Origin of the sequence: Aquimarina sp. AU119, from assembly GCF_900312735.1 — a bacterium.
Lineage (GTDB): Bacteria > Bacteroidota > Bacteroidia > Flavobacteriales > Flavobacteriaceae > Aquimarina > Aquimarina algiphila.
This window is the reverse complement of the sequence record NZ_OMPF01000008.1, coordinates 48,785-74,510: the sequence shown is the minus strand read 5'-3', so window position 1 is coordinate 74,510 and position 25,726 is coordinate 48,785. Positions and strand designations below refer to the sequence as shown.

Genomic DNA, 25,726 nt, shown 5'->3' with positions numbered 1-25,726 from the left:
TTTTCATACTACAACAAGCTAAGTACAGTATCAAAAACTAACTGATATTAAGTATCTTTATCCCTGATAAAATATTCTCTTATTTCCATTATTGATTCAATACAAATAGTTAAAATCGTATACAAAACATAGTTTTACTCTAAATGCAACACACAACACTTATAATCTATTCCATCATCTTAATTGTAAATCTAATTACTCTAAATGGTTTCACCCAAGAGATGAATCATAATGCATTGATGGACTCAATTACAAGATCAACAAAAAATGAAACAGAAACCCAGAAAATTGCAGTATTGATATATCAGGATGTAGTCTTACAAGATTTTGCCGGACCGATTGAGGTGTTTTCCAAAGCAAAAAAATTGACCAAAGGAAAATATGAAATATTTACAATTGCATTAGATACATCGATAATTCGAACAGAAAATAATACCATTAGATTAAAACCAGATTATAGTATTAAAGACATGCCAGATGCTAATTACCTAATAATTCCAGGAGCTAGTATGCCTGTTATTAATACTTTAGTCCAAAATAATACATTTACTAATTTTATAGCAGATTGGAATGCTAAAGAAAAGACAAAAACGGTCTCCATATGCACTGGTTCTTATTTATTAGCAAATACAAACGCCTTAGATCATAAAAAAGCTACTACTCATTATTTTGTAGCAGATGATTTTTCTAAACAATATCCGAAAATAAAGTTGATTAAAGATGTACGATTTGTAGATGAAGGTAAGTTGATTACTTCTTCTGGAATTACCTCAGGAATAGATGCAGCTTTACATATTGTTGGTAAGCATAGTGGAGAAAAGATAAAACAAATGATTTCAAGAGCTTTGCAATATAAATTTCACGAAAAAGAAGATTGGCCAATAGCACCAAATGGTATGAAATATAGAAGAAAAACCAAAAGCATGAATCACTAATAATCGATTAGAAAATCTATGATGGGATTGAATAACTGAAGGTTGTCCTGTTTTCGTTATGATTTAACAAAATTGCTCGTGATAGGGTAACATTTTTCTAAGTTGAGATACATACTTATAACGTTAGTATTAATAAAACACACATGAGACAAATTATTTACTTAATTATTGCGATAACAACTCTAAGTTGTACAAATCAAGAAAAGAAATTACCAGACAACTTTGATTTTGGAAAAACCGAAAATGGTTCATATAAAAATGAATATTTTGATATGGAAATCTCATTTGACCCCAATTGGATTGTTCAAGACAAACAACAGATGAACAATATTATAGAAATGGGTAGTGAATTAACTACAGGAGAGGACAAAAACTTAAAAGCAATCGTTAAAGCATCACAGGTAAATACAGCCTACCTCCTAGCCGTTTTTAAACATGAAGTTGGTTCGGCAGTCGAATTTAACCCTTCATTCATGGTTGTTGCAGAAAATATCAATAATTTCCCTGGGATTAAAAACGGAAGTGATTATCTATTTCACGCAAAGAAGTTATTGGAACAATCTCAAATGTCATATTATTTTGAAAAAGAAGTGTATGAAAAAACAATCGGGAAATCTACTTTTTACATTATGGAAGCTAAGCTTGACCATATGAATAAAACAGTAATTCAACATTATATTTCTACAGTAACAAAAGGATTTAGTCTTTCGTTTATTGTTTCTTTCGCAACTGATAATGGAAAAAATGAGTTATATGAAATCATTGAAAAAATTAAAATATAAAGTGAATACCGTTGTATGTAGTAAAAAATCATTCTATGGTTTGGAAGAATGTATTGCTGTTCACAAAATTTGTTAAACCTAAAAACTTATCGTCTTCTATTACCCTACTTACTACGTACTAACTGCTATCAACAATTAAAATGACACATCCTCTTAGAAAACATATCGAAGAAATCATTAGCCTTACCGATGAAGAGTTTGATTTTGTTTTAAGTCATTTTGAGCAAATCAAAAAGCGTAAACATCAATATATTATTCAAGAAGGAGAGTTCGTTAATAAAGAATATTGGATTATTAATGGTTGTCTGAAAAGCTATTTCGTTGATGATAATGGAAAAGAACACATTATCCAATTTGGAATGGAAAATTGGTGGATTACGGATTATGAATCTTTTGTAAAACAAGTCGCATCTAAAACCTCTATCGATTGTATTGAAGATAGTGAACTTTTATATATCACATATGAAAATAGGGAACGATTAACTGCAGAAATGCATAAGATGGAACGTTTTTGGGCCAAAAAAAGTAAAATTGGTCGAATTGGACTTCAGAATAGAATTTTATCGCTTTTACAAAACTCTGCAAAAGAAAGATATAACTTACTTCTAGAACAATACCCTACCCTTTTACAGCGTGTTCCTAAAAAAATGATCGCAGCCTATTTAGGAGTTTCCAGAGAGACACTTAGTAGGTTAAACTCATAATTTTCTTTTCTTTTCACCTTCAAAATGTGATCTACATCACTTTAAAGAAGTGACATACCTCCTGTGTACTATTCTCATTACCTAGCACCTTTGTATGACTATTAATTTAATAAAAAAATTATGCCATACATTAATATTAAAGTTACTGATGAACAAGTAACATTAGAACAAAAACGTCAATTAATAGCTGGAGTTACTCAGCTACTGGTCGATGTTCTCAACAAAGATCCCAAAACCACTCATGTAGTTATTGACGAAATACCCATCCAAAATTGGGGAGTTAATGGAAATCAATATTTAGGAACCAAAAAGTAAAGAAAATGAAAAATAAAACAGTAATTATAACAGGAGCATCTACAGGAATAGGTAAAGCAATTGCAAAGCACTTTATAGAAAGAGAAAGTAACGTTATTATGAATTCTTCTAATGAAGAAAACTTAAAAGCTGCGTACAAAGAACTTGGTTCTCCTTCTAATGCAATGTATTTATTTGGTGATATCAGCAAACAAGAAACAGGTAAAAAACTCATTGCTCTGGCATTAGATAAATTTAACGCTGTAGATGTGTTGATTAATAATGCGGGAGTATTTTCTCCAAAACCTTTTTTAGATGTTGAAGAAAAAGATTTAGACCTTTATTGGAATGTAAACCTAAAAGGAACTTATTTCACCTCACAAGCTGCTATTGCAGCAATGTTAAAGCAAAAAAGTGGTTCGATTATAAATATTGGAACTGTTTTGGTAGAACATGCTATAGATGGATTTCCTGCTACAGCACCATTAACAAGCAAAGGCGCAATACATTCTTTAACAAGGCAATTAGCTGCTGAATTTGGGAAAAAAAATATAAAGATAAACACAATCGCTCCAGGAATAATCAGAAGTCCCTTGCAAGGAAAAATCGGAATTGAAGATGCTGACAGTTTAGCTGGATTACATTTACTAAATAGAATCGGAGAAGCCAATGAAATTGCCGAAGCTGCTTACTATTTAGCTACTTCAAATTTTGTAACAGGAGAAACAATTAATGTAGCAGGAGGACATACCGTTGGCCACGCTATCTAAAAAAAACAAACGATGTATAAAGAAAATATAAAACAAGTCGAAACTCTAATCGATAATTACTTTCAAGGCATTTTTAACGGAGATGTAACCAAGCTTGAATCTTGTTTCCACAAAAATGTAAATATATATGGAGATATCAATGGTGCTGATTATCTAAAAAGTATAAGCGAATATCTTGAAGGTGTAAAAAATAGAAAAAGTCCTAAAGATTTAAATGAAAGTTTAAAGATGAAAATCATAGGAATTGACATTATTGGTAAAATTGCCATGGTAAAACTACACGTTCCTATGTTAGGTTATAATTATTATGACTATTTATCTTTGGCCAAAATCAATAATGATTGGAAAATTGTAAATAAACTATTTACTCATGTAGAATAAATAAGAAATTATCAATATTTATAAAAAATATAGCGGTTTGGATATTAGTTCAAACCGCTATTTTATCTTAATTTTCAAGCTTTAACATGAACTCTTTAATCTTTTCACCTATCAAATCAGGATTATCCTCCTGAATAAAATGAACTCCCTTACCAATATTCACAGACTCTAAATTTGGTATATTTTCAATAATCCAATTACGAACAGGCTCTGGCATAAATGCTCCTGGTTCTGCATAAAAAAAGAGTTTAGGAATTGAAGATTGTTGTAATTTTTCTCTATAATGTTGTACGATCGAAGCTGTCAATTCAGGTTTTCCGTTTAAGGGGACTTGGGATACAAACTTCCAAATTGGTTTTCTGCTTTCTACAGTCTTAAATGGAGCTTTGTATGCCTCCAACTCCTCTTCTGTCAAAACCCTGGATACCCAGGTAGGTAAAACTTCATTTAAGAATAGGTTATCTTCTGCAATCATTTTCCATCCTTTTGGACCTCTTAATGTATTGAAAAACTCAATATTCTCTTTTGGAAAAAATGTTCCTATATCTTGGATTATCCCCTCCATAAAAACAATAGCTTTTACATTTTCAGGATGGTTAGCAAAGTAATTAAAACCAAGTCCAGAGCCCCAATCGTGTAGTACCAAAGTAATATCCTTTAGATTCAATATCGAAATAAGCTTTTCTATATAAGTATATTGCTCCATATACGTATAATCAATAGCTGGTTTATCAGATTTTCCCATGCCGATTAGATCTGGTACAATAATATGATATCCTGTTCCTTCTACATATGGAGTGATGTTTCTCCATAAAAAACTATTAGAAGGGTTGCCGTGTAGAAAAAGTATTGGACTTCCCTCTTCTTTTCCAGATTCGAGTACGTGCATCTTGCTACCATATACTTTATAATAACTCGATCTTGTTTGACTTTGTTGTACCATTATTTGGATGTTATAGATTATCACTCAAAGGTATAATTCTTGATTATATGAAGAAAATGAATTAATTTTATCATTTCCATAAATTTACTGCATAATGGGTATTTCTTTAAGAAATTTGAAACTAGTTAACGTGATTGTAAAAGAAGGTTCTGTGACCAAGGCTTCAGAGAAATTATTCCTTTCCCAACCTGCACTAAGTCACCAGTTAAAAAAACTAGAAGAAGAAATTGGTTTAAAAGTATTTAATCGCCTGAATAAAAAATTAATACTCACAGAGACCGGACAAGTAATATTCAAAACCTCAGAGAAGCTATTAGCATCTATCGATCTACTTAACTCTGAACTGGATGAAATCAAAAAAGGTAAAAAGAAAAAAATCCGTTTGACTACAGAATGTTATACCTGCTACCATTGGCTTCCAAAAGTCGTTCAGGAATTTAGAAAGGATAACCCCGAAATCAATGTTCAGATCAATATTGAAGCTACAAAAGAACCTCTTCAATATCTCATAAAAGGTAAGATTGATATGGCAATTGTAAGCAATACAGCAAATAATCCATCTATCCATTTTGAACCATTGATTACTGATGAAATGGTTGTAATTCTTTCAAAAGAGAATGATTTGGGTGATTCTGAACATCTTGAATTATCCGATCTTAAAAATCAAAATTTAATTCTCTATGATATTCCCGAAGAGAAAAATTATGTTTTGACCAACATTTTACAAAATAATATCAGTTTGGTAAATTCTATTCAAAAAGTTCAACTAACCGAAGCCATCATAGAATTGGTAAGTGCTAATTTGGGTATTTCAGTTATGGCAAAATGGGCAGTTACTCCATTTTTACAGAATAAGCAGTTAAAAATAATTCCTTTTGAAGCAAATCAAGGGCAAAGAGATTGGTTTATTGCAAGTCTCAATAAAATTTCAGAAACAGAGAGTTTGTTTATCGAGCAAATCAAAAGAGATTTTAAACAATAGAAGTATTCTTAAACCGAAAAGAAAAAATTATAAAATCGGTTTAGAGTTGTAGATGGATAGGTAACATTTTGCCATGTCATGACACATATTTATAACATGTCTGTAATATTTGAAATATGAAAAATATATTTTATACTCTTTTTTTAATTACTTCTCTTGGATATTCTCAATCAGGATTTATAGAAGTTGAAATCCGCGATTCGATTAAAATTAAGCCTTTAAGTTTTGAATACAATGTAACTATTGATGATTCAAGATTTCTTAGGCTTTCGCAAGATGGAGAAAAGAATGAAAAAGAAGCAAGAGCAAAAATGAATCAAAAGTTTAATGAACTTGGAGTCTTTTTAAAAAGCAAAAGTTATCAATTTAGAATATTACACAATGAAAATTATGAAATACATAGCTATATTGGATTTATGAAATCTGGATATGCCGTTAAAATCAATAATATTATAGATTTGAATACATTGACTGCAGAATTAAAGACAATGGATTACATTATAGCTTCAATTGGTGAAATGGAGTACGAAGAAGAGTTAAAGTCTGAAAAACGTTTATTTAAGAAGTTGATAAACAAAGCTAAGGAAAAAGCAGAAACAATAGCAGAATTATCCGGTTTGAAACTAGGGAGAATAATTGAATTTAAAGAGGTGCCAGAAATTCATAATATCACTTTTAACATAATGGACATTTATACTACTAGTCAAGAACGCAAAGAATTTGGTATGGAAAAAGGAAACCTATTCGGGCAAAAGTGGAAAGCAGTAATAGTAAAATTTGCAACTAAATAATTTAACAATTAAAAAACATCAAACATGGGAATGATTGGAAATATCGTAAGAGTTAGTCAAAATGAATTAAATACATTTCTTGAAAACTCTGAGTTATTTGAAAACAAAATATATAGCGAGGAGAATTATGATGCAGAATGGAATCTTGATTTAGATAAATCCTGGGAAGGAATACAATATTTACTAACAGGAAAAGGAATGGCAGAATTAGAAGAACCAAATATCTTAACAAGAGCATTTTTTAGTTTTCAAATTTTGGATGAAGAACAAGATTTAGGTTATGGACCCGCTCAATATTTGACTTCTGAACAAGTAATAGAAACAAATTCTGAACTTCAAAAACTTGACATCGATAAACTTAAAAATAAGGTGAGTGGGACTGATATGATTGAAAAAGGAATTTATCCAGAAATTTGGACCGAAAGTGAAGCAATAGAATTCTTATTTGATAATTTTAAAGATTTTTTAGATTTTTATAAAAAAGCATCAGAAAATAACGAAGCTATTTTGTCATTTATCAATTAAATTACTCCACAACCAGGACCATGCTACAGCACTGAAGAAACAGTGTTGAAATATTATGATATCATGAAAAAATCCATAACATTTCTAATACTCATCTCTTCTTTTTTAGGATTAAATGCCCAAAATGAATATGATATTTTAATCAATCAAACATTCATTTCAAATATTGGATCTGTTTGTGAAGAAACTCCAGAACCTGATCCATGTGCTGGTCTAGAAGTCTATTTAATTCTAAAATTCACTAAAGAAAACATTTCAATAGTAGAAAAAGAAATCTCAAGCTGTGGCTCCGAATATATTACCTCTAAGCTTGATTATCATTGGGAGTTAATTCAAAATTCTGAAATTAAGGTACATAGTATCCCTAAAGAAATAGAATACAAATTCTTAAAAGATCTAGTCTTAAAAATTGAAGATGGAAAAATCATTGGATATAAAAAATTATGGAACAAAAAAACCAGCAGAATCGAATTTAAGAACACAAAATTGTTATGAAATAGACTTTATTTCTAATAAGAAGAGAATTGAAAAAATGGAAATAATTAATTTACCCGATGACTTAAGGCTACAAGGTTCCTCAACCTTTAAAGTATTTGATTATCAAACTTCCAAAGAATGTTTCAAACAAATGGTATCTCTACAACAGAATACATTTAGTTTTTTAATCGAGGGGAGTAAAGAGGTCTTTTCGGATACGACATCAATTTCAATAGAAAAATCAAACTTCTTATTAATGAAGATGGGGCACTGCTTAATGACAGAAAAACTTCCTAACGCTATAGACAATTATAGAAGTATTCTATTTTTCTTTTCAGATGAATCCCTTTTAGAATGTATCCAAAAGCATAAAATAGAAAATACTGGTAACTATAATCAAGAATCTATTTATTCCTTTCAATATGATGATTTTTTAAAAACGTTTGTAAAAGGGCTCATTGACATTAGTAAACTTAATCTTCAAATTCAGGCAAAACTGCTTAAAATAAAATTTGAGGAATTAATATTATATTTAATTCATATCAAAGGTCCTGATTTTGTTTTTTCATTAATTTCTGATGTTGATAGTCAACTACAACACTTTATTGAAATCGTAGAAACTAATAAATTAAATAAACTCACCATAAAAGAACTTTCATTTTTATCAAATATGAGTGTATCCACATTCAAACGAGAATTTGAAAAACATTTTCATAGTTCACCAAGTAAATGGTTTCAAGATAAAAGACTAGAGTATTCTGCTTTTCTCTTAAAAAACAAATCAAAACGACCATCTGATATATTCGAAGAAATTGGTTATGAAAGTTTATCCAATTTTATACAGGCATTTAAAGCTAAGTTTGGAATCACACCAAAACAATATCAATTAGATTGACCTTTTATCAATACTTTTTGAGCTTAATTACACACAGCATCTTTTATAGTTGTCAATAAATTTGTACTCATAATTAATTAAAAAACATTATGAAAAAAACAACTATTATTTTAGGAATCATATTGATGATATCGAGTTTCATGTTTGCTCAACATACGTTTACCTTAACTAGTAAGGACTTAGGCGGGGAAGCAACTATCAACGAAGAGTTTAATGGTTTCGGTTGTACCGGAAAAAATCAATCTCCTCAATTATCTTGGAAAAATGCTCCAGAAGGGACAAAAAGTTTTGCTATAACAATGTACGATCCAGATGCTCCTACAGGAAGTGGATGGTGGCATTGGATTGTATTTGATATTCCATCTAATAAAAACGAATTGGTATCAAATGCAGGAAACCTTAAATTGAATTTAGCTCCAGAAGGTTCAATCCAAAGCATTACAGATTACGGAACAAATGGATATGGTGGACCTTGCCCTCCAGAAGGTCATGGTTTGCATCAATATATAATCACAGTCTATGCTTTAAAAACCAATAACCTTGGGCTAAGCAAAAGTACTAATCCAGCAGTAGTAGGATATTATCTATGGAATAATACGATAGCAAAAGCAAGTATAGTGACTTACTACAAAAGAAGTAAAGTATAACCTATTACTAACAATTATCAAATTAAACGCAAGTTCTTATTACTTGCGTTTTTTATATATTTTCTATTAAAACGTTAACTCATATAAAAAGTAAAACCAATAAAACTTTACATATTCAGATGTCATGTTTGAATTTCATAACTTTAGGATATGAATAAAACGCTTAAACTACAAGAATTCTACTCTAAAAACTTAAATTGGATTCCTGATAATTTAAAAACTGAAATCGGACATTTTAATGTGTTTCAGACAGAAGAATTTTCTGGTCCAAATCCTAAACCTATGCCCTACAGCAGGAAGGATTATTATAAAATAAGCCTGATACTTGGTAAAAGTAAAGTACATTATGCTGATAAAGTTATAGAAATCAATAAACAAGGGCTACTCTTTGCAAATCCTCAAATCCCGTACAATTGGGAACAAGTAGACAAACAACTAAAAGGATACTTTTGTGTTTTTACAGAAAGCTTTTTCAGCCAATTTGGTGACCTAAATAAATACCCTGTTTTTAAATCCGATGGTAACCCTATTTTTGACTTAACATCTGATAATATTACTGAATTTTCAAAAATATTCGAACGAATGTTTACTGAGATAAATTCTGATTATGAATTTAAATATGATGTTTTGAGAAATCTTGTCTTTGAGCTCATTCATTCTGCCATAAAATTAAAACCTACAAACCTTTCAATTAACTATCAATCCAATGCATCCGAAAGAATATCCTCTTTATTCTTAGAACTTCTGGAAAGACAGTTTCCAATAGAAAATGTAAGACAACAAATTAAACTACGAACAGCATCAGAATTTGCTAACCAATTAGGCATACATGTAAATCATCTCAATAGAGCATTAAAAGAAATTACAAATAAATCTACCACTACTATAATTGCTAACAGACTTTTGCAAGAAGCAAAAATACTTTTATCACATACTAATTGGAATATTTCGGAAATAGCAAATTGTCTTGGTTTTGAAGAGACGGCTCATTTTTCAAATTTCTTCAAGAAACATACAACATACTCACCTATTCGATTCAGGAAAGAGTATATTATTTGATTTTTGCAAATATCTATTTGAAACAGGTAACTTTTTCCTTCATATACTCTTGACCTTTGTACTATTAAATAATTAAAAAAACAGTACAAAATGAATCAAAGTAAAATAGCATTAGTAACTGGTGGAAGTAGAGGTTTAGGAAAAGATATGGCGATAAACCTTGCAAAAAAAGGACTGAACGTTATCCTTACCTTTCATTCAAACAAAACAGAAGCAGAAAAAGTAGTTGCTGAAATTCAAAAAATAGGTCAAAAAGCATTTTCTATACAATTGGATGTGTCAGACCACTCCCAATACAAAGCTTTTTTTAATGAAAAATTAACTTCAGTATTACGTAAACAATTTAATACAACCAAATTTGATTTTCTTATAAATAATGCTGGAACAGGAGTTTATGAACCTTTTCAAACCACAACCTTAGAGAATTTTAAAGATATGGTTCATATACATTTAATGGCTCCTTATTTTGTAACTCAAAGTGCTTTAACATATTTAAATGATGGTGGAGGAATCATCAATATTTCATCTGGTTTGACCCGGTTTACTCAAGATGGATTTTCGGCATATGCATCAATGAAAGGGGCAGTTGAGGTGCTTTCAAAATATCAGGCAAAAGAATTAGGAAGTAGAAAAATAAGAGTAAATATAGTTGCTCCAGGTGCTATAGAAACTGATTTTGGAGGTGGAATTGTAAGAGATAATAAAGAATTAAAAAGTTACATTTCGTCAACAACTGCATTAGGAAGAGTCGGTTTACCAACCGATATTGGTCCTGTAGTTGCCTTTTTGTGTACGGATGATTCTAACTGGATAAACGGACAAAGAATTGAAGTCTCTGGTGGAGTTAATCTGTAAAGTTTAGTACCACAGTCAAGAAAGTGCAAGCTTACTAGTTTAGCACTTTTTTAATATATTTATATGATCTGAAAATTTTACATTTATTAAATTTCATTTACAAAACCATAATAATAAGCTTGAAAAATAACTTATTTGGATAAAACGATTAAGAACTTGCATTTAGGTTTATCTGCTACTGTTGTTTTTGGAGCAGCTTTACTTTATGGTTTCAACCCTAATAAGATTCTTCCTTTGATTTTTGAATTTAAGGTAGATAATCTAGAGCTGAAAAACATTTTCAGAGCAATTATGGGACTGTACATTGCATTTGCCATATATTGGGTTATCGGAATCAGAAAATCAGAGCATTGGAGAAATGCTACACTTACTAACATTATCTTTATGGGAGGACTAGCGTTTGGAAGGTTAATAAGTACGATTCTGGATGGAATTTCAATCCAATATACCATCGGCATGATTTTGGAGTTAATTGTAATGATATGGGGAATATATAATCTAAAAAATGAAAGCTACAATGCATAATTAATTATCTATGTAACAATTATGATCTTTTCATCTTTATGAAAACAAAAATGAAATATAACATATTGACCTGTAACAATTTGACCTAAAACAACTCTTATATTTAATAGAATCTCTAAATATATAAGAATATGAATTCTTCAATCAAAAAAATCAAATCACCATCTTATTTACACTTATTTCTTTTCATCTTCTTAATTGCCTTTTCCACTACTCTTTTTGCTCAAAAAGAAGAACTTTGGTTTGGAACTTATACTGATGACAATGGAAAAATACTTCAAGGAAGGTATAACATCATCAAAAAAGGTAGAGCATTAACAAGTATCGTTCTGGCTCCATACGGAAAATCCCCTATAAAATTCATCGTAATCAAAAATGATACAATTCAAAGATTTGTCGAGATTTCGTGGCCAAATAAGCCCCATAGAGTTGCAACGCTTATTCAATATACTGATGGGTATTATGCCGGAAATTTTGAAGATGGAACAAAAATACTACCAATAGTCATTAAAGAATTTAACTTTCAAGATGCTCAATTACAAGGAAATTGGTTCAAACCGAATGAGATTGAAGTAAAAATTATTGATAACACTATTAAATTACTTGACTCTAATGATGATTGGAATAAAAATGATAATAGAATATGTAACTCTAATGACTCCTATAGTCTTTTCTGTGCACTATATAAATCATCTATGACTATTGATGGAGAATATCGGCACTTAAGACCTGCTGTAAAATTTGTTAGGGAAGCTATACAAGAAAAATATCCAAAAAAATACGATCATGTGCTTGTCGATTTCAATAACGCTAAAGAAATTACGCTAACAGAATTACATGGAGTTTTAGAATCAGCAAAAAAAAATCTGATTGCAGCAATGAAAAAAAATTAAAGTTTTAATTTATACTCACCAATAGAACTGCCAATCATAAAGTTATATTGTACACAAAATTTAGAGTAATTTAGTCATAATTAAAAACTCATGGAAATTGTATGTAAAGAATATAGCAATGAAAATATTTCTGATATCCTTCAAATGATGAAGGATTTCAATACTATAGATGGTTACCCTTTTGACGCAAAAATTAGAGAAAAAAACCTAATCGAATTTACAAACAAGCAATCATTAGGGAGATTATATCTAATTAAAAATAGATCTAATATCATCGGATACATCCTTTTAATATTTGGATTTAGCTTTGAATATGGAGGACACGATGCATTTATCGATGAATTCTACATTAAAGATGATTTTCGAAATCAAGGCATTGGTAAAATGGTATTAGAATTTATTGAAAAACAATCGCAAAACCTTAAAATTAATGCAATTCATCTGGAAGTAGAACATCATAATAAAAGTGCAAATCATTTATACTTAAAACAAGGGTTTAAAGATAATCAACGTGCACTATTAACTAAGAAAATAAAAACTAGTACTATTAATAATTAGAACCTTTAGATAATCAAAAGTAACATTGAGAGTAATAACAAAGAAATCTGAAATTAAGGAACTCCTTCAAAAATGTCTGTTAGAATATCACTCTGATGGATTAACACAATGTATTTCTAAGCTAAATACTCTAATTCTTTCAAATAAAGTTAAATTTCCATTGTTAGAATACTGCGCAGAAGAATTTTATAAAGAAGTTCCTCAAAATAAGCAGTTATCTTTTTGTGATAAAATTCAATCCCTAAAAACCGAAGGCGGAAATGTAATTTTAGGAATTATGTTACAAAAAAGGTTACAGGAAAATTTTACAGAATCCATTAGTAAAGCCACTGCATACATTGCAGATGCAGACATCTGGTATGTTTGTGATATTATTGGAGAACGCGTTTTTGGGTTTGCTTTATTACATCAACCAACATCTACAATATCTCAAATAAAAAAATTATCATCTCATGAGTCTAATTGGGTTATACGTTCCTTAGGAGCAGGCATTCATTATGCCATTAAAAAGGGATTAGATAAAAAGAATGTAAAAACCGTTTTTACATTATTATTATCAATGGCAAATACAAAAGACAAAGAAATAAGACAAGGAGTGGGCTGGGCTGCGAAAACCACTGCAAAATTTCATCCAGATATTATTAAGTTTTATAGACATGAAATTGATAACCCCAATCAAGTGGCGCATTGGTTTAGAACCAAAATTTCAATAGGCTTAAACAGAAATAATTATGCCAAGAGAAATTAAAGTAAAATCGGTTTTAAACAAAACTAAGAGACGAGACTCTTGGTTTTTAGATGACTACACACTTAATCTATATAGTAGTTGTTCTTTCAATTGTTTATATTGTTATATTAGAGGAAGTAAATACGGGACAAATCTTGAAGAAAGCTTATCGGTTAAAACAAATGCAATTGAAATATTAGACCGTCAATTATTTAATCGGGTAAAAAAAGGTCAATACGGAATTATAGTACTCTCATCAGCAACAGACCCGTATCTTAAAGTAGAGAAAGAGTATCAATTGACCAGAAGCGCTCTTAAAATAATTGCTAAGCATAAGTTTCCTGTACATATCATCACCAAATCTGATTTAATTGAAAGGGATTTTGATCTTTTACATCAAATAAACAAAACCGCTATTCTTCCCAATGATCTCACTCATCGTTTAGATCATGGCGTCATCGTCTCTTTCTCCTTCTCTACACTTGATGATAACGTATCTAAAATATTCGAAAAAGGAGCTCCCAAACCTTCTAATAGACTAATTGCTTTACATAAAACAAAAAAAGAGAACTTCCTAACAGGAGTCAGTTTAATGCCTTTGTTACCATTTATTTCAGACACCACAGCACATTTAAACACAATGTTCTCTACCTTTAAAAAAAGTAACATCGATTATATTTTACCTGCAACGATTACTTTGTTTGGTAATAACAAGGCCGATAGTAAAACTCTAGTGTTAAATGCTATAAAAAAGCATTATCCCGAATTAGAAAATCGATATATAAACTATTTCAAAAAGGGTTCTGAAATGCCTGATTATTATAAAAAAGCTTTTTCAAAAAAAATGAATGAACTTTGTAATGAGTATGGCATAAAGAATTGGATAACAAGTAATAATCGTAAATAAAGATGAGAATAACCTTAGATCTTTGTAAAAAATAATGAAATGAACCAATATGTCGCTTTTTTAAGAGGAATTAATGTGAGTGGTTATCATAAAGTTCCTATGATCGAACTTCGTGAAGAAATGCATAAATTAAATTTCAAAAATGTAGCGACAATTTTAAATTCGGGGAACGTAATATTTAACTCTATAAACAATGACTTAAAAAATCTTGAAAAAACAATTTCTGAACATCTAGAAAAGGTTTTTGGGTTTCCTGTTCCGACAATCATAAGACAATCGGAAAGGATATATCGTTTGTTAGAGCGTAATCCATTTAGAGATATTGTAAATACAAAAGATATTCGATTGTATATTTCATTTTTGAGAAAAGATATTCAAACTGAATTAGATTTTCCCTGGACTAATAATGACAAATCTTATACAATCCTGGAAAAAAGTAACAAAGAAATAATCAGTATCTTAGATCTTTCTATAGCCAAAACTCCTAAAGGAATGGAAGCTTTAGAAAGGTATTTTGGGAAGGATATCACTACAAGAAATTGGAACACCATTAAACGAATAGAAAAAAAACTCAGGGCCGATTTAAACTAAAGTTATCATAATTTAAAAAACTTAAATTAACCTTAGAATATTACATATAAAGTATTATTACATTTAAAAAATGAATCCAATTTTACTTCTAATTACAGAACTCAATACCCAAAACTTGTGGGATGGAGAAATAGAATTGAAAAGAAATGAGTATTTAAAAGTAAAAGGAAGTATTGATACTAACTGTTATCTGGTTATCAGTGGTAGTTTAAGAATATTTGTACTGGATGAATTTGAAGAGCATACTATTCGGTTTGGGTATAAAAATAACCTCATTGCCGCTCTTGACTCATTTTTAAATGAAAAACCATCAGATTTATATATTCAAGCCCTAAAAAAGACAACTTTAAAAGTAATAAGTAAAACAAAACTCATGAATTTAATATGGGCGTCTTCCCAAAATATCAAAACATGGAATATCATTCTTGAAGATTTTGTTTTACAACAAATGGAAAGAGAACGAGATATTCTAACCATATCTCCCTTAGAAAGATACAATCGTGTATTAAAACGTAGCCCTCAACTCTTTCAGGAAATTCCTAATAAATATATAGCATCATATTTGAGAATGACTCCAGAAACACTTTCCAGAATCAAAAAATCTTAATTTCGATCAATGTTTTAAGAGTTTAGAATATAGACTTTTGTAAAAAAAACAATGGAAATAACATCAAAAGACTTAATACAGGACTTAATAGAAAGAACCCGAAAAAACATAAACGAAGTAGAGAAATTTAATCAGTTATCAATCGAAGTACTTAACTGGAAAAAAACATCTGAATACTGGAGTATATTAGAATGCTTAGAACATTTAAATTTATACGGAAATTTTTATATTCCTGAAATAAAGCAACAAATAGCAATCTCTAAGCACCATGAATCAGAGAACTTTAAAAGTGGATGGTTAGGGAATTATTTTGCAAAAAGTATGCTTCCTAAAGAAAAACTAAATAAAATGAAGACATTCAAATCAATGAACCCTGCTGGGAGTATGCTAAATAAAGATGTATTGAGCACATTTATCAATCATCAATATATGCTCCTTGATGTATTAGATATGTCTAAAAAGGTAAATCTTATTAAAACAAAAACCGGGATTTCGATTTCTAAATGGCTAAAGCTAAGATTAGGCGATACTTTTAGAGTTGTAATCTATCATAATCAAAGACATATTTTACAAGCTAAAAAGGTACTGGAAGAGGTCAATAGAAGAAAAACATTATAGGCATATCAACCTAATTAATTTATTCTACATTATACAAAACAGAAAAGCCTCACGTAAAGTGAGGCTTTTTGTTTAAATATTGTCAAAACATTACTGAACTACTATTTTTGATGAAACCGAACGGGTACCATCATTAAGTTCTATACTATACATACCTGATTTTACATCATTTAATTCTATTCTATTTTTTGTAGTTTTTCCAGATTTTATAATTCGACCACGCATATCAGTTAATTTAAAACTAATTTCACGGTTATCTCCAATACCTAAATTGACATAACTGGATGTCGGGTTAGGATATACTTGAGCTGAAAATATCTGGTTTTCATTCTCTAATTTACCATCAATACTAACCTCTGCTAATTCTTTGGTTTTAGAAGCTGAAGCTCCAATATTTACTGTATAATCTTCTACTTCACCATAACCAAAAGTTTCACAAGAGGTTGGCGCTCCATTCCATTTCATAGAAACTCGCATTCTAGTTGTACCAGAACTGGCAGAAGTTGGAATCGTAAAATTATATGACAAATTACCTGGGTTCGAAGTAGAACCTGTAACTACTTGTTCTGAAGCTTCAAAGGATCCATTTTTATTAAAATCGATCCAAACTGCCCAATGTTCGGTATAAGAAGCACTCACAAATCCAACACTTAACACAATTGTATTATCACCATAATTGAGGTTTCCTACCCGAGAAGTAAAATCACCATAACCTCCATTAGCTTGAGTAGTATTGGCAATACCTCCTATTCCAACATAATCAATAAACTCATAATTTATTGTATTTCCTTTTGATTCACAATAGGATACTATAATATCTTGTGTAGTTACAGTTATCGTATTACTTGATACAGAATTATTTCCTGCAGCATCATAAGCCTGTACTGTAAATGTATATGATGTTCCTGTTGTTAAACCAGACGCAATATATGTTGTTGAACCAGTAGTTGTTAACAATGTACCATCTTGAAATATAGAATATCCTTCTACACTAATATTATCGGTAGCAGCAGTCCAGGAAAGGTTCACACTATTTTCTGTGATATTAGAACCACTAAGGTTTGTAGGAACAGATGGAGCTTCTGTATCAACACTATTACCTCCTCCATTAAAAGTATGCTTTCCCAAATCATCAGTTGTATTTTGAGGAAAAGAATCCCATTCGATAGATTTATACGTAGACGAAGGAGATGAAATATCTGCTTTTCTTCTTAAGGTAGCATCTTTTGCAAAATTCGATGATCCTCCATTAAAATTTCCAATAATATCTATCAAAACATTATTTTTAAACAGACCTACAGGGTCATTACCATTAAAAGTCATCTCTGAAGCCCCAGAAGTTAAATCTGCAACATTTTTGATTGTATTAGAAGCTGAACTATTTGCTATCACAAAAACATCATTATTGGCTATACTTCCTGATAAATTTAATCCTCCAGACCAAGATCCAGAACCGTTAGTTTGTCGTTTTATTGTATATCCAGAAAGATTAACCGATGCTCCTGTATAATTTGCTATTTCTAATGCTTTATTATTTGATGATCCCTCTATATATTCTGAAAAAAATAATGCGGTTGCGTTACCTCCAGAAGAAGCGCTTTGAGTAGTTACCGTTATGGTGCTACTAGAAGCTGATATATTACCAGCAGCATCTTTTGCTCTTACAGAAAATGAATACGTTGTATTTGCTGTCAATCCTGAAGCACTATAACTAGTCGTTGTAGCCGAGGCCAAAAATGTATTGTTTCTATAAATATCATACCCGGTAACACCAACATTATCTGTAGATGTATTCCAAGATAGTACTGTAGAAGTTTGCGTTGTAGAATTAGATACTAAGTTACCCGGCACACTAGGAGCTTGAGTATCATTACCTCCCCCTACATTTCCGAACCTATCTTCTGCTTGTGGTCCTCCCCAAATTTGTGTCGCAAATGCCGGGTTATCGATAAATGGATTCCGGTTTCCTTGAATTCCTTCTAAGATTGGGTTACGCTGTAATTCTAATTGTGATACCGGATCTTCTGCATTCCACTCAAGAAATAATTGAAGCATATTACTATCACTTGCCGCAGGAGAACCAACACCAACATTTTTTGGTAGACAACGATTACCATAATGAATATACATATACATCATCATACGCGCTACGTCACCTTTAAATTCATCTCCAGGATACCAATGTCCTTGAGCCGTGGTTCCTGAGTTTCCAGAACCGTCTGCAAATTTTCTATTTCCTCTGGATGAATTACGTTGTACATCAGAAGGTCTTAGATGATGAGCATCAGAACCTGGGCCTGAAGAACCAAGATTTGGGTTTCCTAAAGATCTTGGATAGACATGTTCTCTATTCCAATCGGTAGATCCTCCTCCGTTATTATTCACTCCTCGAGTTCTGTCTGTTGTCGTATTTCCATCGGTATCACTAAATCCATAAATCAAAATTACCTTAGAAGCGTCAGAAGGATCCAGGTCTGTTTGTTTTAGAGCATCCCAGACTCCTGGAGTATATGTAAGAAAAGTGGTATGTGTATTTATAACTTTATTACCCAATTCATTTTGTAGAGCGTTTCCAGATAAATTAAGATTAACATCATTATAATATGATGGTATTTGACTATAACCAATAATTGGAATAGCCAATAATAAAAGAATTATTTTTTTCATTGTGTTGTGAGTTAGTTTATTATGTGTGATTATGCGGATTCGAAACTAAAGTTATTTTCTTAGACTTACTATAGTCAAACGTTATCAAAACGTTACCTAGTATGTTGACAATCTAGGAATTAAAAAAAACATTTAATTCAAAATATTAAAAATCAAACCTTTACAAACCTTAACACTTGTTAATAAGTTATTTCTTACAACACAAAACCAATAAGAAGACCTTACATATTCGGTGGTTTTTATGTAACTGTTATTCAGTATTTTAAACTAAATTTAAGTACTAACATTTAAATATACACATCATGAAAAAAATCTTAAACCTAACAGGAGTTCAGAAGCTATCCAAGGAACAACAACAAGAAATAAAAGGTGCTTTTGGGCGTGCTACTTGTTGTCCTAATGGACGAGGATGTCTTATCAGTTTTGGTAACCAAAGTTTTTGCGAACCAGGATATTGTGATCGTTGGGGGCGATGTATTTTTGCCTAATCTCGATACTAATCATACAAAGAAGACAAACTTTAGGTTTGTCTTTTTTATTAGTAAATAATTCTAATTGGAATATCATTATAAGTCAAAAATTGAATTATTAACTTTTAAATATACACATTATGAAAAAAATCTTAAATCTAACAGGAGTTCAGAAACTATCTAAAGAACAACAACAAAATATTAATGGATCAGCTTCGAGAGGAGTTTGTTGTCCAAGTGGCAGAGGTTGTCTCATTGCCGGACGTTTTTGTGAACCAGGTCGTTGTAATCCTTGGGGAGGATGTGTCTTTTACTAAAAACATAAACAAAACACACATAATCAACACCTTAACCTGTTTAACCCTTTTAATTTAATACCCCAAATTTATAAATATCATGAACATAAACTTGTATTCCCAATAAACGTCTTATAACTTTAGAATACATATTTATACCTGAATTTTAATTACTAACTTTTAAATATTTACACAATGAAAACAATATTGAAGCTAACAGGAGTGCAAAAACTAAGTAAAAAAGAACAACAGGATGTAAATGGAGCCAATTTTTCCAGACCTTATTGCAATGGTCCTAATAGATGCTGTGTAAGAACTCCAAGTGGAATAGAATTTTGTGACTATGGATACTGTGTTAGTGGCGGATGTATCTGGGCATAATAAAATATAAATAATGAAAAGAGGATGACTTTATTGCATAAGGTGATCCTTTTTTGGTTAGAAAGCATATCTCAATTCGTATTAACTTTAAATTAAATATATAATGAAGAAAATCTTAAATCTAACAGGGGTTCAGAAATTATCCAAAGAACAACAAGGTCAAATTAAAGGTGCAGCTTTCGCTGGTTGTTGTAGTCCAAACAGGTGCCGAGTAAGCTTTCCAGGAGGAAGTTTTTGTGAGCCTGGACGTTGCACAAGTTTTGGTTGTATCTTTTACTAAGAACGCAATTAGTATAAAAAGACAAACTTTAGGTTTGTCTTTTTTATTAGTGAATAATTCTAATTGGAATACTATTCTAAATCAAAAATTGGATTATTAACTTTTAAATATATACAAAAATGAAAAAAATTTTAAATCTTTCGGGAGTTCAGAAATTATCTAAAGAACAACAACAAGAAATAAAAGGTGCTATAAGAAATTACGGTTGTTGCAATAGTCAACAATGTCGTGTAAAACTAGCGGGTGGTGCTTTTGGTTGTGAATATTCACTTTGTATTGATGGTTTTTGTCAATACTTGTATTAAACACTAATCGTAAAAATTATTCTTGTTAAAAAAATCTTAGAATTAAGTAGAGTTCAGAAATTATCCAAATGAACATTAAGGAAGAATTAAAGGAACCAGAAGAAATCCAGGATACTTTAATATTCAATGTGATCTAATAGGTATAGGTAATTCTCTTTGTCTCAATAGTACATGTGCAAATCTCTATTACAAAATTCTAAAACAACCTCTTATTTCAAAAAACAAGAGGTTGTTTTTAAGTCATTATGAGGACAGCACTTCAAATGATTGCTTAGCAATCTCTAATTCTTCATTTGTTGGGATAACCAATATTTTTACTTTTGAAGAAGGTAAGTTAATCTCTCGGATCTCTTTTGATCGTATCTCGTTTTGTTTTGTATCTAATTGAATCCCAAGGAACTCTTGATCATTACACACTAACTCTCTAATAACACTAGAGTTCTCCCCTATTCCTGCAGTAAATACAATAGCATCTAAACCGTTCATTATCGATGCATAAGCACCAATAAATTTTTTGATTCGATATGCATTCATCTGTAATGCCAATTTACAATCTGAATTTCCTTTTTCTGCTTCGGCTTCAATATCTCTTAAATCACTATATCCTGTTAACCCCAGCATTCCACTTTCTTTTTGTAAGAGGTTATTTACTTCATCTAATGAATACCCTAGCGAGTTTACCATATAAAAAATAACCGCCGGATCAATATCACCGCATCGTGTCCCCATAATTAAACCATTCATAGGTGCAAACCCCAAAGTATGATCAATACTTTTACCATCTTTGATCGCTGTCATACTACATCCATTCCCTAAGTGAATCGTAATAATTTTTGAGTTCTTTTTCTTTTCCAAAAACGCTATCGCTTTTTCTGAAACATATTTATGACTAGTTCCATGAAAGCCATAAACCCTAATATTATTCTCATCCAAAAATGTATTGGGAATTGCGTATTTATAAGCATCAACAGGCATGGTTTGGTGAAAGGCTGTATCAAATACTGCAACTTGTTTTGCCTCAGGAAAAATTTCTTCAGCTACCAGGATCCCTTCAAGATTAGCAGGGTTATGCAATGGAGCTAATACTGATAGTTTTTCTATTTTTTGTTTTACTTCTTCAGTAATTTCAACTGTTTCAGCAAAAGTACTCCCTCCATGAACCACCCTATGCCCTACGGCTTCAATTTCTGAAGCTGCCTGAATAACGCCTATTTCTTTATCCATTAAATAACTTGCAATAAATTGCAAACCATCCTTATGATTATTAATTATCTCTGTCGCTTCAATTTTATTGATATCTGACCGATAGTTAATTTTTGCATTATCCAATCCAATACGTTCTACCAATCCAGAGCAAATAACTTTTGCCTCTGGCATGGTAAATAATTGAAACTTTATCGATGAACTTCCTGAGTTTAATACAAGTATTTGCATGATCTTCTTTTCTCTTTTTTTATAATCCTTGAGCTTGAATTGCAGTAATAATCACCGTATTGTATACATCATCTACAGTACATCCCCTACTTAGGTCATTTACGGGTTTATTTAACCCTTGTAACATTGGACCTATTGCTAATGCACCTGTTTCTCTCTGCACAGCTTTGTATGTATTGTTTCCTGTGTTTAAATCTGGAAAAATTAAAACACTGGCCTGACCTGCAACTTCGGATTCCGGAAGTTTACTTTGTCCTACTCTCATGTCTACCGCAGCATCATATTGTATGGGACCTTCTATTTTAAGATCAGGACGCTTCTCTTTAACAATCGTAGTTGCAGTTCTTACTATTTCTACATCCTCACCTTTACCAGAATTCCCTGATGAATATGACAGCATTGCAACCTTTGGTTCGATCCCAAAAGCAGCAGCAGACTCTGAAGAAGAAATTGCTATTTCTGCTAATTCTTCGGCGTTTGGATTTGGATTTATCGCACAATCACCAAATACCGAAACTCGGTCTTCGAGACACATAAAAAACACAGAAGAAACCACTTTTACTCCTGGTTTTGTCTTAATAAACTGTAGTGCTGGACGAATAGTATGCTGAGTAGTATGAACTGCTCCCGAAACCATTCCGTCGGCATGTCCCATATAGATCATCATTGTACCAAAATATGACACATCTGCCATCATATCTTTAGCCATATCCAGGTTTACATTTTTATGTTTTCTCAATTCATAAAATGTCTGTACATAATCATCATAATGAGGAGATTCTGTTGGGAAAACAATATTTACTTTACTAAAATCAATTGGGATATCGAGTTGTGTAACTTTATTTTTTATTTTTTTTTCATTTCCGATTAAGGTAATGTCTACAACTCCGGAAGCTAATAATCTTGAAGTTGCCCTTAAAATTCTTTCATCGGATCCTTCAGGAAGAACAATATGCTTTTTATGCTTTAATGCACGTCTTAATAAATTATACTGAAACATACGTGGTGTTAACCCCTCTGATTTAAAAGTAATCATTCTATCTGCCAGGCGATCTTCATTAGCATATTTCTCGAATGTACTTATAGAGGTGTTTATTTTTTGTAAATTATCCAAATAAACTTTTGATTTAATAGCTCCTATCCTATTCGCAATAGAAAATGTGCCACTTGGAACGGCTATAATCGGGAATGATAAAGAAACCCCTTCTATAAGTTTAAGAATTGATTGTTCAGGAATTATTCCCCCTGTTAATATAATTCCTGAAATCTTAGGGTAGTTATCAGAAATATTTGCCTGTAACACTCCCAAAATAATATCTGCACGATCCCCAGGTGTAATCACCAGACTATTATCCTTAAGATGAGTTAAATAGTTTCGTAATTGCATGGCTCCCACTCCAAAACTACCTGCTTGATTATTTAAATATTCTTTACCAAACAAAACATTTCCATCTAACTCATTGACAATCTCTTTGATTGTTGGATTTAATAAAGAATTGATCTTAGGAATTACAATTCGATCTACCTCATTAGTGAAATCATTTTCAAAAACACGTTCTAATCCATCTTCATTCCCTTGGGTAACTTTGTTTGCAACAACGGCCAAAACTTCAACATCTTTACTATTAAAAGTATCATAGGCGAGCTTTAAATTACCTACAATTTCTTTATTGGTCTTATCCAATCCACTGGCTACTATTACTGCCGGAATTCCTAAATTTTTTGCTATAACAACATTTATGTCAAACTCAATAATACTACCTTCATCAGAAAAGTCGGTTCCTTCTACAAGGACAAAATCGAATTTTTCTTCAAGATTTTTATATTTTGTTATAATACCATCTATAATCTCTCCTGCCTTACCTTCATTATACTTCTGAAGCACTTCACTTCTGGTATACGCATATGCTTTTTTGAAATTAATATCTAACTCAAAATGAGAAATTACAGTATTGATATGATTATCTACTTCTCCTGCTGCAGGATCGTCAATTATTGGTCTAAAGTATCCTACCCGGGCAACCTTGCCCAGAAGCATACGCATCATCCCTAAAACAACAATAGATTTACCACTATTCGGTTCGATAGTAGCAATATAAACGGCTTTGCTCATGTACATAAATTTGGTGTATACAAAGATACGGTAATGCACTAATGTACCATAAAATCATATGATATTAAAACTGTTTTCTACGATAGTATTATGTTATTAACAGTTTGATTTTAATTTCAATAAAAAAAGGTTTAGAAAAACTCTAAACCTTCTTTAAAAAACTATAAATTTTGATTTTTTTTAATTTATATCTTCTCCTTTTTTAAGTTTCTCAAGAGCAGCCGTTAACCTTGGCTTAAATCTTTCTGGTGCTTTTGTCATTGCTATATTTAAAGATTTTACGGCATTTTTATAATCTCCCTTTGCAGAATATGCCCTTGCCAAACCAAAATTTGAAGGCCATGCACCGTTATTATTCTTTACATTATCTTTTAAAATAGCTAACGCTTTATCATTTTGTTTTTGGCTAATCAATCCGGTTCCTAATTGAAAAACCTGACTTGCATTACCTAATTTAGCTGCTTTATCAACAAGTGTCATAGCATCATTTGTTTTTCCTTGTTTTACTAAGATCTGTGATTTAAGAGATAAATTTGAGAATGTTTCTTTGCTAAAAAAGTTCCCGCTAATAGAACCATTAATCCACTCTAAAGCTTTATCTAATTCACCTGCATTAAAAGCATAATTTGCTGCATTATCCCAATTTGATTGAGTAAACCCTGAAGTATTACGAAGGTCATTTTTAATTCCCGCCATTACTATGCTCTTTACATCTACTTCTATTTTAAACGGAATTTCTTTTTTCTCCCATCGTAGAGCCGCTACGGTACTATTGGCTTCAATTATAGGGAACGAAAAGCTCAAAATTTCTGTGTGTGGCGCCTCTTTAGTTTTGACATCTACTCTTAAAGCATCTTCTTTTTCATCATAAAAATAACTTCCCCAAGAAGTAGAATTGTTAGAAAATATTATGGTAGCTCCTCCATCTTCTTTTAATGCTATATGTAAACCATAGATTCCTGCCTCAATATCTTTTCCTTCTACCTTTACGTCATTTGTAAATTCAATAGTTGTATTAAGATTAGCTCCAGCTCTCCAAGGTGCTGCCTTTGATGTACCAAAACCAAGGTCATTATAACCATAAGGTACTAATTTGCCCCATATTTCGCGTTCTTTTACACTAGGTCTTCCATAATCAATTGTAATATTAGTAATTCCCACACGTTGCATTACCTGTGCACGTTGGCTTCCCTCGGGCGTCTTTAATTGTGCCTTCGTATCAATTGTGAATAGCATCATTGCTGCCGCAATACATGCGATAATAAGGTTGGAGTTTTTCATGACTGACTTTTTGATTTAATAATTATTTATAAA

Annotated in this window: 32 protein-coding genes; 27 read left to right on the top strand and 5 right to left on the bottom strand. The window is 31.2% G+C overall.

Features of this window, described 5'->3' with window-relative positions; all coding sequences use genetic code 11:
- The first annotated feature begins 143 nt into the window (after positions 1-143).
- The 6 genes from DK442_RS07975 (at position 144) to DK442_RS07950 (ending at position 3,866) form a co-directional block, all read left to right on the top strand.
- Positions 144-935 (top strand): DJ-1/PfpI family protein, encoded by a 792-nt coding sequence (locus DK442_RS07975; RefSeq protein WP_109435336.1) that lies wholly within the window; start codon positions 144-146, stop codon positions 933-935.
- Positions 936-1,078: 143 nt separating this feature from the next.
- Positions 1,079-1,717 (top strand): hypothetical protein, encoded by a 639-nt coding sequence (locus DK442_RS07970; protein WP_109435335.1) that lies wholly within the window; start codon positions 1,079-1,081, stop codon positions 1,715-1,717.
- A 140-nt stretch (positions 1,718-1,857) separates the two neighbouring features.
- On the top strand, positions 1,858-2,421 hold the full coding sequence (locus tag DK442_RS07965; protein ID WP_109435334.1) for a Crp/Fnr family transcriptional regulator: 564 nt from the start codon (positions 1,858-1,860) through the stop codon (positions 2,419-2,421).
- Between the two features lie 120 nt (positions 2,422-2,541).
- Positions 2,542-2,736, top strand: coding sequence for a 4-oxalocrotonate tautomerase family protein (locus DK442_RS07960; protein ID WP_109435333.1), 195 nt, complete (start codon positions 2,542-2,544; stop codon positions 2,734-2,736).
- Between the two features lie 5 nt (positions 2,737-2,741).
- Positions 2,742-3,485 carry an SDR family NAD(P)-dependent oxidoreductase gene (locus DK442_RS07955; protein ID WP_109435332.1) on the top strand — a complete coding sequence of 248 codons (744 nt, stop codon included), beginning with the start codon at positions 2,742-2,744 and terminating at the stop codon, positions 3,483-3,485.
- Positions 3,486-3,497: 12 nt separating this feature from the next.
- Positions 3,498-3,866, top strand: coding sequence for a nuclear transport factor 2 family protein (locus tag DK442_RS07950; RefSeq protein ID WP_109435331.1), 369 nt, complete (start codon positions 3,498-3,500; stop codon positions 3,864-3,866).
- Positions 3,867-3,933: 67 nt separating this feature from the next.
- Here DK442_RS07950 and DK442_RS07945 read toward each other — a convergent pair whose 3' ends face one another.
- The gene (locus DK442_RS07945) at positions 3,934-4,809 is read right to left on the bottom strand and encodes a haloalkane dehalogenase (RefSeq protein ID WP_109435330.1); all 876 of its coding nucleotides are present in this window, start codon (positions 4,807-4,809) and stop codon (positions 3,934-3,936) included.
- Positions 4,810-4,924: 115 nt separating this feature from the next.
- Here DK442_RS07945 and DK442_RS07940 point away from each other — a divergent pair, with 115 nt between their 5' ends.
- The 16 genes from DK442_RS07940 to DK442_RS07865 all read left to right on the top strand — a co-directional run bounded on the left by DK442_RS07940 (position 4,925) and on the right by DK442_RS07865 (position 16,466).
- Complete coding sequence (locus DK442_RS07940) at positions 4,925-5,791, top strand: LysR family transcriptional regulator (protein ID WP_160114086.1); 867 nt, start codon at positions 4,925-4,927, stop codon at positions 5,789-5,791.
- 116 nt (positions 5,792-5,907) lie between these two features.
- A complete protein-coding gene (locus DK442_RS07935) occupies positions 5,908-6,582 on the top strand; it encodes an SIMPL domain-containing protein (protein ID WP_109435328.1) in 675 nt (224 codons plus the stop codon).
- Positions 6,583-6,606: 24 nt separating this feature from the next.
- Positions 6,607-7,107: a YfbM family protein gene (locus DK442_RS07930; protein ID WP_109435327.1), complete on the top strand. Its 501-nt coding sequence runs from the start codon at positions 6,607-6,609 to the stop codon at positions 7,105-7,107.
- A 63-nt stretch (positions 7,108-7,170) separates the two neighbouring features.
- Complete coding sequence (locus DK442_RS07925; protein WP_109435326.1) at positions 7,171-7,602, top strand: hypothetical protein; 432 nt, start codon at positions 7,171-7,173, stop codon at positions 7,600-7,602.
- Positions 7,523-8,479: an AraC family transcriptional regulator gene (locus tag DK442_RS07920; protein WP_333925588.1), complete on the top strand. Its 957-nt coding sequence runs from the start codon at positions 7,523-7,525 to the stop codon at positions 8,477-8,479. Before DK442_RS07925 ends, DK442_RS07920 begins: the two co-directional genes overlap by 80 nt.
- Positions 8,480-8,568: 89 nt before the next feature.
- A complete protein-coding gene (locus tag DK442_RS07915; protein ID WP_109435325.1) occupies positions 8,569-9,126 on the top strand; it encodes a YbhB/YbcL family Raf kinase inhibitor-like protein in 558 nt (185 codons plus the stop codon).
- A gap of 150 nt (positions 9,127-9,276) precedes the next feature.
- Complete coding sequence (locus DK442_RS07910) at positions 9,277-10,185, top strand: AraC family transcriptional regulator (RefSeq protein ID WP_109435324.1); 909 nt, start codon at positions 9,277-9,279, stop codon at positions 10,183-10,185.
- A gap of 90 nt (positions 10,186-10,275) precedes the next feature.
- On the top strand, positions 10,276-11,040 hold the full coding sequence (locus DK442_RS07905; protein ID WP_109435323.1) for an SDR family oxidoreductase: 765 nt from the start codon (positions 10,276-10,278) through the stop codon (positions 11,038-11,040).
- 135 nt (positions 11,041-11,175) lie between these two features.
- A complete protein-coding gene (locus tag DK442_RS07900; RefSeq protein ID WP_109435322.1) occupies positions 11,176-11,565 on the top strand; it encodes a DUF4345 domain-containing protein in 390 nt (129 codons plus the stop codon).
- Between the two features lie 131 nt (positions 11,566-11,696).
- On the top strand, positions 11,697-12,458 hold the full coding sequence (locus DK442_RS07895; RefSeq protein WP_109435321.1) for a hypothetical protein: 762 nt from the start codon (positions 11,697-11,699) through the stop codon (positions 12,456-12,458).
- 90 nt (positions 12,459-12,548) lie between these two features.
- Positions 12,549-13,016 carry an N-acetyltransferase gene (locus tag DK442_RS07890; RefSeq protein ID WP_109435320.1) on the top strand — a complete coding sequence of 156 codons (468 nt, stop codon included), beginning with the start codon at positions 12,549-12,551 and terminating at the stop codon, positions 13,014-13,016.
- Between the two features lie 25 nt (positions 13,017-13,041).
- Positions 13,042-13,764, top strand: coding sequence for a DNA alkylation repair protein (locus DK442_RS07885; RefSeq protein ID WP_109435319.1), 723 nt, complete (start codon positions 13,042-13,044; stop codon positions 13,762-13,764).
- Positions 13,748-14,650 carry a radical SAM protein gene (locus DK442_RS07880; protein ID WP_109435318.1) on the top strand — a complete coding sequence of 301 codons (903 nt, stop codon included), beginning with the start codon at positions 13,748-13,750 and terminating at the stop codon, positions 14,648-14,650. The genes DK442_RS07885 and DK442_RS07880 overlap by 17 nt, the downstream gene beginning before the upstream one ends.
- Before the next feature lie 39 nt (positions 14,651-14,689).
- Positions 14,690-15,241 (top strand): DUF1697 domain-containing protein, encoded by a 552-nt coding sequence (locus tag DK442_RS07875; RefSeq protein ID WP_109435317.1) that lies wholly within the window; start codon positions 14,690-14,692, stop codon positions 15,239-15,241.
- A 70-nt stretch (positions 15,242-15,311) separates the two neighbouring features.
- Complete coding sequence (locus tag DK442_RS07870; protein ID WP_109435316.1) at positions 15,312-15,848, top strand: Crp/Fnr family transcriptional regulator; 537 nt, start codon at positions 15,312-15,314, stop codon at positions 15,846-15,848.
- Positions 15,849-15,899: 51 nt separating this feature from the next.
- A complete protein-coding gene (locus DK442_RS07865; RefSeq protein WP_109435315.1) occupies positions 15,900-16,466 on the top strand; it encodes a DinB family protein in 567 nt (188 codons plus the stop codon).
- 90 nt (positions 16,467-16,556) lie between these two features.
- On the opposite strand, the gene DK442_RS07860 is transcribed toward DK442_RS07865, so the two are convergent.
- Positions 16,557-19,133: an endonuclease gene (locus DK442_RS07860; protein WP_109435314.1), complete on the bottom strand. Its 2,577-nt coding sequence runs from the start codon at positions 19,131-19,133 to the stop codon at positions 16,557-16,559.
- A 302-nt stretch (positions 19,134-19,435) separates the two neighbouring features.
- On the opposite strand from DK442_RS07860, the gene DK442_RS07855 reads away from it, so the two are divergent.
- The 5 genes from DK442_RS07855 to DK442_RS07845 all read left to right on the top strand — a co-directional run bounded on the left by DK442_RS07855 (position 19,436) and on the right by DK442_RS07845 (position 20,865).
- Positions 19,436-19,621: a hypothetical protein gene (locus DK442_RS07855; protein WP_109435313.1), complete on the top strand. Its 186-nt coding sequence runs from the start codon at positions 19,436-19,438 to the stop codon at positions 19,619-19,621.
- 122 nt (positions 19,622-19,743) lie between these two features.
- Positions 19,744-19,920, top strand: a complete 177-nt coding sequence (locus tag DK442_RS28150; RefSeq protein WP_160114085.1) for a hypothetical protein — start codon at positions 19,744-19,746, stop codon at positions 19,918-19,920.
- 174 nt (positions 19,921-20,094) lie between these two features.
- Positions 20,095-20,280: a hypothetical protein gene (locus DK442_RS07850; RefSeq protein WP_109435312.1), complete on the top strand. Its 186-nt coding sequence runs from the start codon at positions 20,095-20,097 to the stop codon at positions 20,278-20,280.
- Between the two features lie 103 nt (positions 20,281-20,383).
- Complete coding sequence (locus DK442_RS28145; protein ID WP_160114084.1) at positions 20,384-20,560, top strand: hypothetical protein; 177 nt, start codon at positions 20,384-20,386, stop codon at positions 20,558-20,560.
- Between the two features lie 119 nt (positions 20,561-20,679).
- On the top strand, positions 20,680-20,865 hold the full coding sequence (locus DK442_RS07845; protein ID WP_109435311.1) for a hypothetical protein: 186 nt from the start codon (positions 20,680-20,682) through the stop codon (positions 20,863-20,865).
- Positions 20,866-21,108: 243 nt separating this feature from the next.
- Here the strand turns inward: DK442_RS07845 and DK442_RS07840 are convergent, their stop codons facing one another.
- The 3 genes from DK442_RS07840 to DK442_RS07830 all read right to left on the bottom strand — a co-directional run bounded on the left by DK442_RS07840 (position 21,109) and on the right by DK442_RS07830 (position 25,693).
- Positions 21,109-22,299, bottom strand: coding sequence for an acetate/propionate family kinase (locus tag DK442_RS07840; protein WP_109435310.1), 1,191 nt, complete (start codon positions 22,297-22,299; stop codon positions 21,109-21,111).
- Between the two features lie 19 nt (positions 22,300-22,318).
- Positions 22,319-24,412, bottom strand: coding sequence for a phosphate acetyltransferase (pta, locus tag DK442_RS07835; protein ID WP_109435309.1), 2,094 nt, complete (start codon positions 24,410-24,412; stop codon positions 22,319-22,321).
- A 180-nt stretch (positions 24,413-24,592) separates the two neighbouring features.
- Complete coding sequence (locus tag DK442_RS07830; protein ID WP_109435308.1) at positions 24,593-25,693, bottom strand: DUF2911 domain-containing protein; 1,101 nt, start codon at positions 25,691-25,693, stop codon at positions 24,593-24,595.
- Positions 25,694-25,726: the final 33 nt, after the last annotated feature.

What these genes read in the sequence shown, in the direction of transcription:
- DK442_RS07920 (WP_333925588.1), top strand. Translation starts at nt 7,523, where the DNA reads ATGGAAAAATCATTGGATATAAAAAATTATGGAACAAAAAAACCAGCA.
- DK442_RS07950 (WP_109435331.1), top strand. Translation starts at nt 3,498, where the DNA reads ATGTATAAAGAAAATATAAAACAAGTCGAAACTCTAATCGATAATTAC.
- DK442_RS07970 (WP_109435335.1), top strand. Translation starts at nt 1,079, where the DNA reads ATGAGACAAATTATTTACTTAATTATTGCGATAACAACTCTAAGTTGT.
- pta (WP_109435309.1), bottom strand. Translation starts at nt 24,412, where the DNA reads ATGAGCAAAGCCGTTTATATTGCTACTATCGAACCGAATAGTGGTAAA.
- DK442_RS07965 (WP_109435334.1), top strand. Translation starts at nt 1,858, where the DNA reads ATGACACATCCTCTTAGAAAACATATCGAAGAAATCATTAGCCTTACC.
- DK442_RS07865 (WP_109435315.1), top strand. Translation starts at nt 15,900, where the DNA reads ATGGAAATAACATCAAAAGACTTAATACAGGACTTAATAGAAAGAACC.
- DK442_RS07845 (WP_109435311.1), top strand. Translation starts at nt 20,680, where the DNA reads ATGAAAAAAATTTTAAATCTTTCGGGAGTTCAGAAATTATCTAAAGAA.
- DK442_RS07860 (WP_109435314.1), bottom strand. Translation starts at nt 19,133, where the DNA reads ATGAAAAAAATAATTCTTTTATTATTGGCTATTCCAATTATTGGTTAT.
- DK442_RS07925 (WP_109435326.1), top strand. Translation starts at nt 7,171, where the DNA reads ATGAAAAAATCCATAACATTTCTAATACTCATCTCTTCTTTTTTAGGA.
- DK442_RS07830 (WP_109435308.1), bottom strand. Translation starts at nt 25,693, where the DNA reads ATGAAAAACTCCAACCTTATTATCGCATGTATTGCGGCAGCAATGATG.
- DK442_RS07960 (WP_109435333.1), top strand. Translation starts at nt 2,542, where the DNA reads ATGCCATACATTAATATTAAAGTTACTGATGAACAAGTAACATTAGAA.
- DK442_RS28150 (WP_160114085.1), top strand. Translation starts at nt 19,744, where the DNA reads ATGAAAAAAATCTTAAATCTAACAGGAGTTCAGAAACTATCTAAAGAA.
- DK442_RS07955 (WP_109435332.1), top strand. Translation starts at nt 2,742, where the DNA reads ATGAAAAATAAAACAGTAATTATAACAGGAGCATCTACAGGAATAGGT.
- DK442_RS07890 (WP_109435320.1), top strand. Translation starts at nt 12,549, where the DNA reads ATGGAAATTGTATGTAAAGAATATAGCAATGAAAATATTTCTGATATC.
- DK442_RS07875 (WP_109435317.1), top strand. Translation starts at nt 14,690, where the DNA reads ATGAACCAATATGTCGCTTTTTTAAGAGGAATTAATGTGAGTGGTTAT.
- DK442_RS07905 (WP_109435323.1), top strand. Translation starts at nt 10,276, where the DNA reads ATGAATCAAAGTAAAATAGCATTAGTAACTGGTGGAAGTAGAGGTTTA.
- DK442_RS07945 (WP_109435330.1), bottom strand. Translation starts at nt 4,809, where the DNA reads ATGGTACAACAAAGTCAAACAAGATCGAGTTATTATAAAGTATATGGT.
- DK442_RS07975 (WP_109435336.1), top strand. Translation starts at nt 144, where the DNA reads ATGCAACACACAACACTTATAATCTATTCCATCATCTTAATTGTAAAT.
- DK442_RS07855 (WP_109435313.1), top strand. Translation starts at nt 19,436, where the DNA reads ATGAAAAAAATCTTAAACCTAACAGGAGTTCAGAAGCTATCCAAGGAA.
- DK442_RS07915 (WP_109435325.1), top strand. Translation starts at nt 8,569, where the DNA reads ATGAAAAAAACAACTATTATTTTAGGAATCATATTGATGATATCGAGT.
- DK442_RS07895 (WP_109435321.1), top strand. Translation starts at nt 11,697, where the DNA reads ATGAATTCTTCAATCAAAAAAATCAAATCACCATCTTATTTACACTTA.
- DK442_RS28145 (WP_160114084.1), top strand. Translation starts at nt 20,384, where the DNA reads ATGAAGAAAATCTTAAATCTAACAGGGGTTCAGAAATTATCCAAAGAA.
- DK442_RS07880 (WP_109435318.1), top strand. Translation starts at nt 13,748, where the DNA reads ATGCCAAGAGAAATTAAAGTAAAATCGGTTTTAAACAAAACTAAGAGA.
- DK442_RS07930 (WP_109435327.1), top strand. Translation starts at nt 6,607, where the DNA reads ATGGGAATGATTGGAAATATCGTAAGAGTTAGTCAAAATGAATTAAAT.
- DK442_RS07935 (WP_109435328.1), top strand. Translation starts at nt 5,908, where the DNA reads ATGAAAAATATATTTTATACTCTTTTTTTAATTACTTCTCTTGGATAT.
- DK442_RS07840 (WP_109435310.1), bottom strand. Translation starts at nt 22,299, where the DNA reads ATGCAAATACTTGTATTAAACTCAGGAAGTTCATCGATAAAGTTTCAA.
- DK442_RS07910 (WP_109435324.1), top strand. Translation starts at nt 9,277, where the DNA reads ATGAATAAAACGCTTAAACTACAAGAATTCTACTCTAAAAACTTAAAT.
- DK442_RS07850 (WP_109435312.1), top strand. Translation starts at nt 20,095, where the DNA reads ATGAAAACAATATTGAAGCTAACAGGAGTGCAAAAACTAAGTAAAAAA.
- DK442_RS07870 (WP_109435316.1), top strand. Translation starts at nt 15,312, where the DNA reads ATGAATCCAATTTTACTTCTAATTACAGAACTCAATACCCAAAACTTG.